This is a genomic window from Paraconexibacter sp. AEG42_29, assembly GCF_040581415.1.
Lineage (GTDB): Bacteria > Actinomycetota > Thermoleophilia > Solirubrobacterales > Solirubrobacteraceae > Paraconexibacter.
On the sequence record NZ_CP114014.1, the window covers coordinates 4779653 to 4795144 of the forward strand.

At 71.7% G+C, this 15492-nt stretch carries 13 protein-coding genes; 5 read left to right on the forward strand and 8 right to left on the reverse strand.

From position 1 onward, the window contains the following. Nucleotides 1-25: 25 nt before the first annotated feature. Together DSM112329_RS23195 and DSM112329_RS23200 are read left to right on the forward strand one after the other, a co-directional pair. Entirely contained in the window at nt 26-706 is a 681-nt protein-coding gene (locus DSM112329_RS23195; protein WP_354698930.1) for a lysophospholipid acyltransferase family protein, read from the forward strand. 129 nt (nt 707-835) lie between these two features. Continuing rightward, nucleotides 836-2314, forward strand: coding sequence for an aldehyde dehydrogenase (locus DSM112329_RS23200; RefSeq protein WP_354698931.1), 1479 nt, complete (start codon nt 836-838; stop codon nt 2312-2314). Between the two features lie 64 nt (nt 2315-2378). On the opposite strand, the gene DSM112329_RS23205 is transcribed toward DSM112329_RS23200, so the two are convergent. Beyond that, complete coding sequence (locus tag DSM112329_RS23205; RefSeq protein ID WP_354698932.1) at nt 2379-2807, reverse strand: hypothetical protein; 429 nt, start codon at nt 2805-2807, stop codon at nt 2379-2381. A 187-nt stretch (nt 2808-2994) separates the two neighbouring features. Between DSM112329_RS23205 and DSM112329_RS23210 the strand changes: the two genes are divergently transcribed. Further along, entirely contained in the window at nt 2995-3735 is a 741-nt protein-coding gene (locus tag DSM112329_RS23210; protein WP_354698933.1) for an SDR family NAD(P)-dependent oxidoreductase, read from the forward strand. Between the two features lie 45 nt (nt 3736-3780). Here DSM112329_RS23210 and DSM112329_RS23215 read toward each other — a convergent pair whose 3' ends face one another. Together DSM112329_RS23215 and DSM112329_RS23220 are read right to left on the reverse strand one after the other, a co-directional pair. Continuing rightward, entirely contained in the window at nt 3781-5163 is a 1383-nt protein-coding gene (locus DSM112329_RS23215; protein ID WP_354698934.1) for an AarF/ABC1/UbiB kinase family protein, read from the reverse strand. Nucleotides 5164-5268: 105 nt separating this feature from the next. Next, nucleotides 5269-5916: a TetR/AcrR family transcriptional regulator gene (locus DSM112329_RS23220; protein ID WP_354698935.1), complete on the reverse strand. Its 648-nt coding sequence runs from the start codon at nt 5914-5916 to the stop codon at nt 5269-5271. 108 nt (nt 5917-6024) lie between these two features. Here DSM112329_RS23220 and DSM112329_RS23225 point away from each other — a divergent pair, with 108 nt between their 5' ends. Then, entirely contained in the window at nt 6025-7647 is a 1623-nt protein-coding gene (locus tag DSM112329_RS23225) for an NAD(P)/FAD-dependent oxidoreductase (protein WP_354698936.1), read from the forward strand. Nucleotides 7648-7670: 23 nt separating this feature from the next. After that, entirely contained in the window at nt 7671-8888 is a 1218-nt protein-coding gene (locus DSM112329_RS23230) for an ABC transporter ATP-binding protein (RefSeq protein ID WP_354698937.1), read from the forward strand. A gap of 209 nt (nt 8889-9097) precedes the next feature. On the opposite strand, the gene DSM112329_RS23235 is transcribed toward DSM112329_RS23230, so the two are convergent. From DSM112329_RS23235 to DSM112329_RS23255, 5 genes are all read right to left on the reverse strand, one after another. Continuing rightward, nucleotides 9098-9991, reverse strand: a complete 894-nt coding sequence (locus DSM112329_RS23235) for a hypothetical protein (RefSeq protein ID WP_354698938.1) — start codon at nt 9989-9991, stop codon at nt 9098-9100. Between the two features lie 63 nt (nt 9992-10054). Then, entirely contained in the window at nt 10055-11431 is a 1377-nt protein-coding gene (locus tag DSM112329_RS23240) for an MlaD family protein (RefSeq protein ID WP_354698939.1), read from the reverse strand. Nucleotides 11432-11438: 7 nt separating this feature from the next. After that, complete coding sequence (locus DSM112329_RS23245; protein ID WP_354698940.1) at nt 11439-12815, reverse strand: MlaD family protein; 1377 nt, start codon at nt 12813-12815, stop codon at nt 11439-11441. Beyond that, nucleotides 12812-14185 carry an MlaD family protein gene (locus DSM112329_RS23250; RefSeq protein WP_354698941.1) on the reverse strand — a complete coding sequence of 458 codons (1374 nt, stop codon included), beginning with the start codon at nt 14183-14185 and terminating at the stop codon, nt 12812-12814. The genes DSM112329_RS23245 and DSM112329_RS23250 overlap by 4 nt, the downstream gene beginning before the upstream one ends. Further along, nucleotides 14182-15492 carry an MlaD family protein gene (locus DSM112329_RS23255; protein WP_354698942.1) on the reverse strand — a complete coding sequence of 437 codons (1311 nt, stop codon included), beginning with the start codon at nt 15490-15492 and terminating at the stop codon, nt 14182-14184. Before DSM112329_RS23255 ends, DSM112329_RS23250 begins: the two co-directional genes overlap by 4 nt.

The following is a 15492-nucleotide window of genomic DNA, read 5'->3' on the forward strand; positions in this document are numbered from 1 at the left end:
CCGCCGGAAGCGCACCCGGCCGGACATGCGCACCGCGCTGACCGAGACCGTCGCCGCCCGGCTGGGACGGTCCCACAAGCGTGCCCGGGGCGGCCGGCCGTGGCTGCAGGGCGTCATGGTCCTGGTCCTCGTGCCGCTGCTGTCGGTGATGGCGCGCATCCGCGTGCACGGCCGTGAGCACGTCCCCTCCGAGGGCGGCTTCATCCTCGCGCCGAACCACCCGTCGGTCCTGGACGCGTTCTTCGCGGCGCTGCCGCTGCTGCCCCGCCGGATGTACTTCATGGGCATGGCCGAACTGTGGCAGCGGCCGCTGCCGGCGTGGCTGATGTCGCGCGTCGGGGGTTTCCCGATCGTGCGCGGGACCTGGGACCGCGACGCCTTCGAGACGGCCGAGGCGGTCATCGGCCGAGGGCGTGTCCTGGTCCTGTTCCCCGAGGGCGGGGTGAGCCCGGCCGACGGCTACAAGCCGGCGAAGCCCGGGATCGGGCACATCGCCCATCGCACCGGCGCCAGCATCGTCCCCGTCCACCTGTCCGGGCCGCGGCGCCTGTACCGCTGGTGGAGCTGGCCGCGGATCACCGTGACGGTCGGGGCGCCGATCGCTGTCGCGCGCGACGAGGAACCGAGCCGCGAGCGGTCGCTCGCCACCGCCGAACAGGCGCTCGCGGCGATCAAGGCGCTCGACCCCGAAGGCGACGCCCGCTGACAGTCCATCCGGGCCGGATGTGCGAACCCACCCAGGCATCACCCCCGGATGGTGGTGAGACACCCCTGACCGCCGTGCGAACGGTCGTTATGGTCGGAGCAACACGTTTTCCACGTCACAGGAGAGAGCATGAGCACGCAGACCTTGATCGAGAGCAACGAGCTCTTCATCGGCGGCGGGTGGGTCAGCCCGCAGGGCTCGGACCGCATCGACGTCTTCTCGGCCAGCACCGAGGAGCTGATCGGATCGGTCCCGGACGGCACCAACGCCGACATCGACGCGGCTGCGACCGCCGCCCGCAACGCCCTCCAGGATCCGCAGGGCTGGTCGTCCTGGTCGGTCGACGAGCGCGCATCAGCGATGGAGCGCCTGGCGGACGCGATGGACAAGCGCTCGGAGGAGATGACCACCCGCATCTCCATGCAGAACGGCATGCCGATCGCGATTGCCCAGCAGCTCGAGGGCGTCTTCCCGCAGGTGCTGCTGCGGTACTACGCCGGGCTCGTGCGTGGCACGGACTTCGAGGAGGAGCGTGCCGGGCTCCTCGGCGGGACGATCATCGTCAAGAAGCAGCCGATCGGCGTCGTGGGCGCGATCGTGCCGTGGAACTTCCCGCAGGCCCTCGCCGCCTTCAAGCTCGCGCCGCTGCTGGCCGCCGGCTGCACCGTCGTCATGAAGCCGTCGCCCGAGACGGTCCTCGACAGCCTGACGCTCGCCGAGGCGATCATCGAGGCCGGCATCCCCGACGGCGTCATCAACATCGTCCCCGGTGGCCGCGAGGTCGGCGCCTACCTGGTCGAGCATCCGCAGATCGACAAGGTCGCGTTCACCGGCTCCACTCCGGCGGGCCGCAAGATCGCCGCGCGCTGCGGCGAGCTGCTGCGCCCGGTCACGCTCGAGCTCGGCGGCAAGTCCGCGGCGATCGTCCTCGACGACGCGGACATCGCGAGCTCGGTCGAGAACCTCTTCTCGGCCACGCTGCTGAACAACGGGCAGACGTGCTTCCTGGGGACACGCGTCCTCGCGCCGCGGTCGAAGTACGACGAGGTGCTGGCGGTCTTCGGCGGCCTGGCAGACGCGCTGACCGTCGGCGACTCGATGGACCCCGCCACGCAGATCGGCCCGATGGCGTCCAAGCGCCAGCAGGAGCGCGTCGAGGGCTACATCGCCAAGGGCAAGTCCGAGGGCGCACGTGTCGTGGCCGGCGGGCGGCCGACGGGCCAGGAGCAGGGCTGGTTCGTGCAGCCGACGATCTTCGCCGACGTCGAGAACAGCCACACCATCGCCCAGGAGGAGATCTTCGGGCCCGTGCTGTCGGTGATCCCGTACGACAACGACGAGCAGGCGATCGCGATCGCCAACGACTCGGAGTTCGGCCTCGGCGGCAGCGTCTGGACCGGCGACGCCGAGCGCGGCGAGGCGATGGCCCGCCGAGTGCAGACCGGCTCGATCGGCATCAACCACTACATGATCGACCCGGCCGCGCCGTTCGGCGGCGTGAAGCAGAGCGGCCTCGGCAAGGAGCTCGGGCCCGAGGGCCTGCAGGCCTACCTGTCGACGCAGTCGATCTACAAGACCCAGGGCGGCGCCGGGGCCGGCGCGCCGTAGGCCGGTCAGGCAGCGGGGCGGCGACCACGTGGTCGCCGCCTTCTGGCGGCCCTGGGGGCTCGGGTCAGCGGCGGCACTTCTGGTTGTCGGCGATCCCGTAGCACGCTGCGGGGGCCCGCTTGCTGACGTCGGTCGACGACGGGGTGCTCCCGTCGATGGTGGACGGCGTCGACACGGAGGACCCCGTGACCGTCGGCGGGGCGCTCGCGGCGTCGGCCGCGGGCTGGGCGTCCGCGGCGGGCTGCGCGTCCGCAGCGGGCGCGGGGGCCACCGCCGGCGTGCTCGTCACGTAGGTGACGACCTGCTCGGTGGTACCCGGTACGCGGGCCTGGTTCTGATCGTCGGCGGCGCCGCAACCGGTGCCGACGCCGAGCGCCAGCACGGCGATCGTCGCCACGATCACGGGTCGGGCACGGCGGCTGTGCGTGCGCGCAGGGTCATTCGCCGGCTGGGAGATGGTCGTCGCGCGATCCTTCGCACTGTGGTTGAGCATGCTCGGTCGGCTACCCGGAGGTGCCCACGCGAGTCTTCCGCTGGCGCATCGCCGCTATGCCGGGTCCGCGTCCGTCCGCGCGTTGACGAAAGCGACGACGCTTTGTCGGCAACCAGACCGGGGTGCGTTTCAGATGTTGGCGCCGTTCCCGGACAGCGTGCCCGGACGCACTGTAGGCTGACCGGTCATGGAGCGCTTCACGGGCCGTCGAGCCCTGGTCACCGGCGGCGGCAGGGGTATCGGGGAGGGCATCGCACGTCGGCTCGCGGCCGAGGGAGCCGAGGTCATCATCGCGAGTCGCACCCTCGACGTCGCGCAGGCGGTCGCCGACGAGATCGGTGCGCGCGCGGTACAGGTCGACATCTCCGACACCGACGCCGCTCGCGCCGCCGTGCTCGACGCCGGGCCGCTGGACATCCTCGTCAACAACGCCGGCTTCGACGACCCGGGGTTCTTCGGCGAGACGACACCGGACCGCTGGCGGCGCCTGCTGGACACGAACCTGATGGGCACGTTCGCCTGCACCCACGCCGCTCTGCCCGGGATGGTCGAGGCCGGCTACGGTCGCATCCTGAACGTCGGCTCCGAGGCCGGCCGGATCGGGTCCAAGGGCAACGCCGTCTACGCGGCGACGAAGGGCGCCCTGATGGCGTTCAGCAAGTCGCTCGCACGCGAGAACGCCCGTTACGGCATCACGGTCAACACGCTGGTCGTCGGACCGATCGACACACCGCTCCTGGACAAGGTCCGGGCGAGCGAGCACGGGCCCAAGATGGTCGCGGCGATGGAGGCCGGCACGCTGCTGCGCCGGCTCGGCACGCTCGACGAGGTCGCGGCGACGGCCGCGTTCGTCCTGTCCGAGGAGGCGTCGTTCATCACGGGCGAGAACGTCGGCGTGTCCGGCGGGATGGGGATCGGGTCCGCCTGAGGACCTGACGGGCGCCGGCCGGCAGGCACGGCTTCCCGACTGCGGTCAGGCCGGCGTGGCCGGCACGCGGCCACCGGCGACCCACTCGGCCTCGAGCCGGCCGAGCTCCGTCTGCGGCTCGTCGCCGAACAGCGTCTCGCGCGCGATCAGCGACCAGTTCGCCGTCGCGCCGAGCTGGCTGAGCACCCCGAGGACGAGCCCGAAGGCGCGCATGGTGGTCACCTGCTCCGCAGGGAGGGTGATCTCCCCGAAGCCGTCGGAGCGCATGTTCGCGTGCTCGAGGACGATGCGCGTCACGTCCGACGGCTGCACGGACACCTCGCGGTCGTCGAGGAACCACCACGTGGCAACCCGATACTTCTCGAGCAGCTTGTCCGCGATCTCGGGGCCGGCGGTGACGATGCCCTGCGCGCGCGAGAGCTCGTATAGGCGCTGCGCGTCCTGGGCGTAGGCGGCCTGCAGCACGGTCCGCTGCACCTCGACCTGCTCCTTCGACTGGCGCTTGAAGAACCCGAAGTCCAGGAACGCGACGCGGCCGTCGTCCAGGAACAGCGAGTTGCCCGGGTGGGGGTCCCCGTTCAGCAGCCGGTTGCGGAACGGACCGCTCACGTAGAAGCGGAAGAGGATCTCGCCGAAGCGGGCGCGGGCCGCGGCGGCGTCCCCCGTCACCGCGGCGAAGGGACGCCCGTGGACGAACTCGGTGACCAGCACGCGCTCGCGGCTGAGCTCGGTGATCACGTCGGGCACCACGATGAACGGATGGTCGCGGTAGGCCCGGGCCATGGCGCGGTGGTTGGCGGCCTCGAGCTCGTAGTCGAGCTCCTCGGTGATCCGCTCGACGACCTCGCGCGCGACCTCCTTCGTCGCGAGCCCCGGCGTCACGCGGGCCGCTGCCTTGAGCAGCAGGTGCACGTTCTTCAGGTCGGCGCGGACGATGTCCTTGATCCCCGGGTACTGGATCTTCACCGCGACCTCGCGACCGTCACGCAGCCGCGCGCGGTGCACCTGGCCGATGGACGCCGCGGCGATCGCGGTCTCGTCGAACTCGGCGAAGACCGCGTCCAGTGGCTGTCCGAGGTCCTCCTCGACGACCTTGCGCATGTCCGCGAAGGCAACGGTCGGCGCCATGTTCTGAAGCTTGGCGAGCTTGGCCTGGAACTCCTCACGGACCTCCTCGTCGGTGAAGCCGATGTCGACGACCGAGAGCGACTGGCCGATCTTCACGGCCGCACCGCGCATCGACCCGAGCACCGTGACCATCCGCTCGGCCGTCTCGAGCGCGGCCTTGCGGTTCGCCGCCTCGCGGGCCTCCTCGCTGCGAGCGACGTTCGCCGTCCTCGTCCCGGCCTTGCGGACCGCGGTCCCGGCCGCCAGGCCGCCGAGCCGGGCGGCGCGGCCCAGGCGTGAGCTGTTCAGGCGATCGGCCATGCTGCACATGGTGGCGGCACCGGGCGAGGGCGTCCCGTGGTCGCCCCCTCTCCGTGTGACCACGCGGTGTGGCCCAGCCACACCCGCCCCGCTGCCGTCCCGCGATCAGCCGGGGTCGAGCGGCATCCGGCTGATGACGCGGGCCTCGTCGGCCGGCACGCCGAGCATCCGCAGGACGGCCTCGGCGTGCGCCTGGTCGGCGTCGGCGGGGGCGGTGCCGTTGAGGATCGCGCGGATCAGGGCGAACGCGCTGCCCGCGAGCATGAGCAGCAGGACGTCGAAGTCGGCCACGGCGAACCGGCCGCTCGTGATGCCGGGCTCAAGGGCCGCCTGCGCGTACGGCAGGGTCGCTTCGATGAAGAGGTCGTCGCCGTGGTGGAGGTTGACCAGCAGACGGGCGAACTCCGCGTCCTCCGACGCGAGGCGGATGAAGCTCCGGTCGGCGATGGAGGCGACCACCGCCGGGTCCGCCTGCGCCGTCACCGCGGTCACGGCGACCGACGCCAGCGCCTGGATGGAGTCCCGGAGCACGGCCTCGACGAGCTGCTCCTTGGACTCGAAGTAGTTGTAGAAGGAGCCGCGACCGACGTCCGCGGCCTCGGTGACGTCGCCGATCCGCAGCCCGGCGACCCCCTTGTCGGCGATCAGCGTGCGCGCCGCGCCGATCAGCAGGCCGAACGTGCGCTCCCGGCGCCGGTCGCGGCGCCCGGGGACGGCGGGAGTGACCGCGTCGCTCGTCGGGTCGGCTCGCATGCCGTCCGAACACTACGCCAAGTACGAACCCTGCGCCAGTATTGAACATTCTTTCAGTTTGGGTTACGGTCGCCGGGGAGAGCGAAAGGGAGGAAGCACCGCATGCACATGAAGAGCACTCACGCTCAGCACGACGTGATCGTCGTCGGGGCGGGCCACAACGGGCTCGTGGCCGCCGCGTACCTGCGCAAGGCCGGGTTCGACGTGCTCGTCGTCGAGGCCTCGCCGACCGTCGGCGGCATGATCTCGACGAACCCCGTGATCGACGGGGCACCGGGGCACCTCATCAACGAAGGTGGCATCCAGGCGTCGCTCTTCCGCGCCACCAGCATCGTCGAGGACTTCGACCTCGGGCGCTATGGCTTCCGCCAGCTCATCGCCGACCCCTTCCACGTGCACCTCGATCCGGAGGGGCCGTCGCTGGCGTTCTGGCGCGACGCGCGGAAGACCGCGGACGAGATCCGCCACTTCTCCCGTCACGACGCGTCGAACTACCTCGACTTCGCCCGGCAGCTGGACGCGGCGATGGACCTGGCGATCCCGTTCATGCTCGGCCACCCCACGCGGCCGGCGCTGAAGGACATCCTGCCGCTGATCCCGACGGCGGCCCGCCGGCGCAAGGACCTCGCGCCGCTGCTCAGCTTCCTCACGACGTCCCACGCCGAGGTCATCGAGGAGCGGTTCGACCATCCTCTCGTGCGCGGCGCGCTCGCGTCGATGCCGCCGTTCTGCTGGATGACGCAGGACGGAACCGGCTGGGCGCTGATCTACATCGCGATGTGCCACCGGACGAACTCCGCACGCTTCGAAGGCGGGACGGGCGCGCTGACGAACGCCCTGCACGCGTGGCTGAAGGACAACGGCACGACCGTCCGCACCGCTGCCCCCGTCGACGAGCTGCTGACCGACGGCACCGCGGTGACCGGCGTCCGGCTGCAGTCCGGCGAGGAGCTGCACGCGTCCCGCGTCATGGCCTCGTGCAGCCCGAAGGCGACCCTCTCGCAGCTGCTGCCGAAGGGCCTCCTCCCCGACCACCTGCAGCGCCGGGCCGACCGCATCCCGACGAACGTGCTGGAGACGACGACCTTGAAGATCGACGTCGCCGTGTCCGGGAAGCTCGACATGCCACGCCACAACAAGTGGCGCAAGGACGGACTCGACCTGTGCCGGCCGATCGTCTCGTGGCAGACCTACGAGGAGCACGTCGACGCCTGGAACGACGTCGTCGCGCACCGGTGGCCGAGCGCGATCCCGTTCATCGGCATCGTCCCCTCCCGCATCGACCCGACGCAGGCCCCCGCTGGTCAGGACACGTTCTGGCTGTGGTCCGGCATCACGCCGCGCAACCCGGACCAGCCCTGGGAGGAGGTCCGTGACGCGATCGGCGACAAGGTCCTGAAGGAGTGCGCGACGGTCTACGAAGGCCTCGAGTCGCTCGAGATCGGGCGGCGTGTCTTCTCCGCGCCGGACATCGAGGAGCGCTTCCACGTCCCGGACGGCAACGTCTACCACGTGGAACCGGCGGCGATGCGCTTCGGGCCGCTGCGCCCCGCACAGGGCTTCGGCGCCTACGAGACACCCGTCCCGGGACTCTGGATCACCGGCGCCGGCACGCACCCGACGGGCGGGATCAGCGGGATCCCCGGGATGGTCGCGGCCAAGACCATGATCCGGCACGCCGGACGCGACTCCGCCGTCGACCGCGCCAAGCGGCTCGTGGGAACCCGCTGAGCCGCATGCCACCTCCGGAGAGCGTGAGCACCATCCCGGGCGCGTCCGGCGACATGGATCCGCGAATGGCCGATGCGCCGCTGAGAAGCGCGCTCGAGTCGGTCCTGTCCCAGCGCCTGCGGGCCGTCCGCCGTCTGCGCCACGCGATGACGAGCGTCTGCTTCGTCACGCCCACGGAGGCGGTCACCGTGCTGCTCGACCGGTCGCCCCCCGTCGTGGCGGCGGACGACGAGCCGGCAGAGGTCGAGATCGAGCTCACCGCGGCCCAGGCGCAGGCGTTCGCCGCGGGCGCACTGCCCCTGACCGCCGCGATCGTCGGCGGCCAGGTCCGGCACCGTGGCCCGGTCCGCAAGTACCTCGAGGTCGATCCGATCCTGCGCGCGCTGCTCGGCCGCACGGACGGCGGCGGGGCCGGCAGCGGAGATGCCGGGGCGGCCGTCCCGGCCGCGGGCGGCCCGCCGGACAGCGCGGCACTGGACCCCGACCTGCTCGCCATCGAGACGCGCGGCGTCCACAAGGCCTTCGGTTCGTCGTCCGTCCTGAAGGGCGTCGACCTGCGCATTCCCGAGGGCGTCATCTCGGTGATCCTCGGTCCGTCCGGCACCGGCAAGAGCGTCCTGCTCCAGCACATCCTCGGCCTGATGTCCCCGGACGCGGGCGAGGTCCTGGTGCGCGGTGCGCCGCTCAGCCGCATGTCGCGATCCGAGCTGCTCGGCCTGCGCCGTGAGATCGGCGTCATGTTCCAGGACGGCGCGCTCTTCAGCGCGATGAACGTCTACGACAACGTCGCGTTCCCCCTGCGCCAGCACTCGAACCTCGACGAGCGCGAGATCCGTCGCGTCGTCGAGCAGCACCTGGACGGCGTCGGCCTCGCCGGCGCCGCGTCACGAATGCCGGGCGAGCTCTCGGGCGGGATGAAGAAGCGCGCCGGCCTGGCCCGCGCGCTCGTCCTGAACCCCGGGATCGTCCTCTGCGACGAGCCCGACTCGGGGCTGGACCCCGTGCGCACCGCGCTCCTGGGGGACCTGCTCGTCGACCAGCACGCGGAGTACGGCGGGACGATGGTCGTCGTGACGCACAACGTCGCCCTGGCGCAGTCGATCTCCGACCACATCTCCGTGCTGTGGCAGGGCCAGGTGCTGCAGGACGGGCTGTCCGAGCAGATCCTGCAGTCGGACTCCGCGTTCGTCCGCCAGTTCCTGGCGGGCGACACGGTGGGCCCGCTGACGATGGACGCCTGAGCGGTCCGCGGCGGTCGGGCAATCGGGGTCACCACCGCCCGATGAGGGCCGGAGGGTCCTGCGGGCCATACCCGTCGAATCCTCCGAGCGCCTGGCCTGGGCCGGCTGCGCGGAGAGACTGGCGGGCCTGATCCCCCAAAGCCTCCGAGCGAGCCGGGAGGCCCGGACCACCGGGCCCGCGGCGTCAAGCGCCGCAGACCTCGACTGCGTCAGGCCGGCGCCGGCGTCCGCGTCTCGCGCGGGACCTCCGGGACGGCCGGCACCCGAGCCTCGTCCGGCACCCCGAAGACCGCGGCCTTGATGATCCCGAGCTTGGTGGTCTCCGCGACTTCGGACTCGGGGCGGGCGACCACCAGCGACAGGATCCAGACCACGTACAGCGCCAGCGCCAGCGTGATCGCCGTGGCGATGTGCGTCACGAACAGCGACTCGTCGCGGTTCAGCGCGGTCCACACGGGCCACGCCGTCGCGGCGTTCGCGAGGCCGTCGGACATCGGGATCAGCGGGACGATCGCGACGATCTTCCAGCCCGGCATGTACGGCTTCAGGCGGTAGATGAGCGCGCCGATGATCATCGGCATCAGCGGGTTGACCATCACCCACCACAGCGGCAGGCCCCAGAAGTTCAGCGGCTGCGGTCCGTAGTACTCGTAGGCCCCCATGAGCACACCGGGGCTCTCGAGGAAGATGTTGATGCACGCGTCCATGGCGTAGAGGAGGAACAGCGCCTTCTTCGTGATGCCGTTCGAGAAGATGCGGTACGCCAGGTACGCGAGCCCCCCGACGTACCAGATGTAGACGAAGTTGATGAACAGCGGGAAGTCGCGCCCCATCGACGAGAACGTCGTGATGTTCGCGTCCTCCTTGATGTAGCAGAGGCCCATCGTGTCGACGATCGGCTCCCACAGGCAGGCGATCGCGCCGCCGAACAGGCACATGAGCAGCAGCGGCCCCTTGCCCGTCAGCAGGTGGCGGACCGCGAAGAACAGGCCGATGACCACCGGGATGCCGAGGAAGATCGTGAAGACGATCTCCGGCGTGTAGGGCATCGTCGAGTCCGGATGCTTCGGGATCGGCGCGACAGCGAGCAACGTCGAGAGCATGCCCTTACCCTAACCGAAAACTGAAAGAGTTTTCAACTTTGATTTACCATTCATCGCGAGTCGTCAGCGGCCGCAGTCCGCCGTCACACGGGGGTAGACCCAGCCGGACTTGGCGAGTCCCTCGGGGCCGTTCACGGGCGTCTTGATCTGATCGACCTTCCCGATCTGGTTCGGCTCCGGGTACGGGTTGAAGCTCAGGGGCCGGAGCTTGCCGAGGATGCCCTTGTTCATCAGCTCGAAGACCGGGTCCGAGACGGACTTCGGAAGGCCGGCCAGCTCGTTCTCGCTCACGAGGGGCACGAGCCGGATGACGTGGCCGATCGCGTCGTAGCTGTTGGCCGCGGACCCCAGGCCGGCGAGCGTCGAGACGACGTCGTTCGTGTAGGGCTTGAGGTAGCGGATCATCGGGTTCAGCTGGCAGAACATCGAGCGCAGCTGCGGGAGCGCCTTGGTCGCCGGGCCCGACAACGCGCGGACGCGTGCCAGCGTCCCCTCCAGCGGCGGCGCCGCGGCCCCGAGCTCCCGCACCACGCCGCGGCCCTCCGAGGCCGCCGGCCGCAGCGCGCGGACGGCGGGGCGCACCTGGCGCACCGCGGTCGCGAGCGACAGCACGACCGGGGTGGCGCGGTCGGTCACGCGGCCCACGGTCCCCGACGTCTTGCGGACCTGGCCCAGCGTCGCAGGGAGGTCGGCGATGAGCCGCTCCAGCGCCTCGTCCTTGGCGGCGATCGCCCGCAAGGAGGTGAGGCCCTTGCGCGACACCGTCCCGATGGCCGCCTCACGCTCGCCGATGGCGGCGGTGACGCGCCCCAGCTGCTGCACCAGGCGGCTCACCTGGCGACGGTCGGTGTAGCCGATATGGACCACGTCGGCGAACGGGTTGATCGTGCCGGTCACGCCGCGGACGAGGCCGTTCAGCTGCTCGCCGCGTCCTTCCAGCGCGCCGCCGGTCGCCCGGATGAGCGATCGTGCGCGCTTCTGCGTGGGACCGCTCAGCGTGGACAGGACCTGGTCGACGTCGACGAACTCGCCCGCCTGCTTGATCGGCACCGTCGCCCCGGAGGCGAGCGTCGTCGCCGACCGACCCGGCTCGATCGACACGTAGTTCTCGCCGACCGGGGTGTGCTGGCGCAGGCGGACCGTGGAGTCCACGGGCAGCGGGAAGACCCGGTCGTCGGTCAGCTCGAGCCGGACGATCGCGCCGACGCCGTCCCGGTCGACCGCCTTCACCGTGCCGACCTCGGCACCGGACATGGTGACCCGCGAGCCCGGGGTCAGCGAGGCGACGGTGGGCAGGACGACCTTCACCGAGTACGTCTTGCCGAACGTCGGCAGGCCGCCACCCAGGTAGAGGCAGACGAAGAAGAACGAGCCTGCCGTCAGGACGAGGGCGAGGGCGGCAAGGGAGTGCCGGCGGTAGTGGGGGATCTTGGTGCCCATGGTCTGCTCAGCGCCCGTCGCTCGGCTTCGCGGGACGTCCGCCGATGGGGCGACCGGGGGCGCAGGAGCTCGGGAAGAACTCGCTGGGGTCGTTCAGGACGCTGCTCGACTGCGCGCCGGCGGCGAGGTTGCCACGCGGGAACGGCGCCCGGCTGTCGCCCAGCTTGCTGATCGACGCGTTCCACTGGAAGAAGCCGATGACGCCCTTCCGGCACGCGACGAGGTCGCTCGTCACCTTGTTCACCGTGTCGATCTGCGGCTGCAGCGCGTCGACGGTGCTCGCAAGCTCACGCGAGAGCGGCCGCAACGTCGCCGTGAAGGGGACCAGGCGCCGGACCGGCGTCTGCAGCGCGCGGACGGCCGGTCCGGCGTCCTTGTTCAGCGCTCGCAGCGCGGTCAGCGAGGACGGCAGTGCGTCCGCGACCGGATCCAGCGCGCGGACCGCGCCGTCGACGTCGCCGACCACCCCGCGGACCGCGGCGAACGACGAGTCGAGCGACTGCATGGTCGGCGGGAGCGCCCTGAGCGTCGCGCCGAGGTCGCCACGGCCGTCCCGCAGGGTCGCGAGGGTCCGGCTGCCGCTGTCGACGAGCGTGCCGAGCTCCTGCTGGCGGTCGCCGAGCGTCGTCGTCAGCTTCGCGGTGTTGTGCACGAGCCGGCGGACCATCGGCGCTCGCCGCGCCAGCTGGCGGCTCACGCGGCCGACGTTGTCGATGAACGGGACGAACTCGGCGAACGCCGCCCGGAGGCGGGCGCCCCGGTCCTGAAGTCCGTTCCCCAGTTCGTCGAGCAGCGTGTTCAGCCGGTTGCGGACCGGGGCCTGAAAGACGTTGAGGACCTCGTCGATGCCGACCGGGACGGCGGTGCGGCCCGCCGCCAGCGGCCGCGAGCCACGCAGGACACCCGCACGCTCGGTCCCCCGGTCGACGATGTCGAGGTACATGTCCTGCAGCGCCGTGTTGGGCCGCAGCTGGACGCGGGCGTCGCGGTAGATGTCGCCGTACTTCTTCTGCACCTTGGCGGTGATCACGGCACGCTGGTCCTTGATCTCGATGCCGGTGATACGGCCGATGCCGATGCCCTTCAGGCGCACCTCGTCCACGCCCTGCACCACGCCCGTCGCGTCGTCGACCACGAAGGCAAGCTCCTCGGTGCTCGAGAAGAGCGTCTTGCTGATGTGCGTGGCGATGTAGCCGGCGACGAACAGGCCGATGGCGGCAGCGATGAGCACGGTCACCAGCGGGCGCGCTCCGCGACGGGCCTCGAGCTCCAGACGCCGGCGGCCACCGCGCTGGCTGAGCCGGTCACGGACCTCGAGCTCGTCGTCGTCGTCCCAGTCGTCCCGACCGCCGTCGCGGCCCGACGTGCTGCGCAGCTCCGTCATCGCTTCCTCCGCGCCGGCGGCGGCGCGCCTTCCGCGGTGCCCGGGGCGGGCGCGAGCGGGTTGTAGGAGAAGAGCCGCGAGAGCGTGTCCTGCAGCGCCTCGCACTCGATCTGCTTGGCCTTGTCCGGGTTGTTGATGTAGGTCTGGCAGGGCAGATAGAGCGGCGCGCTGCCGGCGCTCAGGGCGAAGCGGAGGAAGTGCCCGTTCGCGTCCATCTGCCCGGCCGACCCGGCGCCGAGACCGGCGAAGGTGCCGCCGATCATCACGGTGGTCGATTTGCCGGTGTCCGGCGCCTTCTCCGCCAGGTACGGAAGGATCGTGTCCTGGACGCGGTCGAGGGACGGCTGCACCTCGGTGAGGAGCGGCAGGCCGCGACGTGCGGTGGTCGCCAGCGAGCGCACGGCGGGCCGCAGGTCGCGCAGCAGCGGGGTCGCCCGGGTGAGCAAGGTGTCGGCGCTGCGCACGGTCGGGTTCAGCGCCCGCAGCGTCGGGCCTACGTCGCCGGCCGGGTCGCGCAGCTTGCGCACGAGCGGATCGGCCAGGTCGAGCGTCGTGTCGAGGGCGGTCAGCGTGGTGTCCGTCCGCCGCAGCACCCCCGGCGCGAGGCGCAGCGTGCTGTCGATCGCCCCGGCGCCACGGCCGGTCTCGTCGAGCGTCGCGGCGGCGCCGGCGACGACGGTCCGGAGGCGCCCGGGCGCCGCGCCGAGGATGTCCACGGTCCGCGCCGCACCGGTGACGAGCTCCTGCAGATCCTCGTCCTGCCGGGTCCCGCGGGCGGCGTTCAGCGCGAGCCCGATGTCGGGCGACGCGTCGGCGGCCCGGTCCAGGAGACGGCCGGGGGTCGCATGGTCGGCGAGGGCGGCGGACAGCTCGCCGGGCAGGCGCTGCAGGCCGGTGCGTGCGTCCCCCCGGACGATGCCGGTGATGTCGTCGAGCTCGACCTGGCTGGACGTGCGGCTCGCCGGGATGGCACCGGTGAGCGGGCCGTCGCTCGCGTGGCCGCGCTCGAGGTCGACGACGAAGGCCGCGCCCAGGACCGTCCGGAAGTGCAGCGCCGCCGTGGCGTCGCGGTACAGGTCGCCCGCCGAGCGCTCGATGCTCATGGTGACCTTGGCCGCGCGGCCGCCGTCCGCGAGCTCGATGCGGCGGACCTTGCCGACGTTCACGCCGTCGATCCGGACGGGGTTGCCCTTGCGCAGCTGCTTGGACGAGCCGAACATGGCGACGACGTCGCGCTTGCCGCCGCTCGTCGCGATGTTGCGTGCGATCCCGGTGAAGTTCAGGAGCACGGCGGCAAGGATCACGGTGATCGTGACCAGACCGACCACGGACGTCCGGCCACCGATGCGCTCGGAGAAGGACCCGGTCATGGCTTCGGGATGTGCGGGTAGGTGGTCGGGCCGTACTTGCAGGGTGCGGGGTACCCGTCCTTGATGAGCAGGCCGGTCTGGTCGGAGACCTGCGTCACCTCGCCGAGCGCGGGGACGATCGCCTGCAGGCGGAAGTTCTTCAGCGGGCCATTGGGGCCGGTGCCCGTGCCGCCGGATCCGGTCATCGACCGGAACGTCGTGCCGAGGTTGATGATGTCGCAGCCGTAGCGGCCGATCGTGGTGACCATCGGCGTCAGGTCGTCGCTCGCGGCGCGGACGCCGGGCAGCACGGGCCGCAGCGCGTTCGCCGTCTTCAGCAGCTGCGGGACGGTCGGCCGTGCCTCCTGGAGCAGCGCGTTCGCGCGTTCCAGCGGGGTGTCCGCCTCACGCAGGAGTGCAGCGGTCTGCCGCAGGCCGGCGGGGGCGGGCGGCAGGGTCCGGGTGGCGGCGGTCGCGAGCGTGCGGACGGCGGCCAGCAGGCGCACGCCCTTCCCGAGCCCGGCGTCGGCGGCCGCCAGGGCCGGCGGCGCGGCGTCCAGCAGGGCGCGCACGCCGTCACGCCGGGTGACGAACGGCTGCAGTGCGTCGGACGTCACGGCGAAGCCGGCGGTGAGGTCGGCCCGGTTGGCGTCGAGCGGTGCCACTCCGGCACGCACCGACGGGAGCAGCGCCTGCACCGACCCGGGCCGGTCGGTGATCGCGGTGAGGAAGTCCTGCGCGTGCGTGATCTCGTCGCTGGCCCGGCGCAGCAGGGTGTTCACGCCGGTGCTGCGGGCCGCGAGGCCGGTGCCCAGGCCCTCAAGTGCGTCCTGCAGCCGGCCGCGGGTCCGCGCGTCGAAGGTGTCCAGGGTCTCGGGGACGCCGAAGGTGATCGATTCGCGGGCGGGCCGGACCTCACCGCCGTCGCGCAGCTCCGTCTGCGCCCGACCGGGGACCAGCTGCACGAAGCGGCCGCCCAACAGCCCGTTGGCGCGGACGACGAGCGTGGTGTCGGCGGGCAGGGTCGTGCCCGGCTCGAGCTGGAGGCGCAGGCGGGCGCGACCACCGGTGGTGGTCCCGACGGCGCTCACCTGACCGACGCGGACGCCGTCGACGCGGACCGGGTCGTGCTCGAGCAGGTTGCCGACCGCGGGCACCGAGGAGCGCACGTACATGTAGTCGCGTCCCGGCACGCCGCTATAGAGCGAGACGGCGAGCGCGATGAACGCGACGATCAGGCCGACGACGACGCTGCCGCGCAGGACCACCTGGACCGGCGGGACCTGGTTCGTGCGCGGGCGGCGGCGAAGGGGACGTCGGGTTGCCAT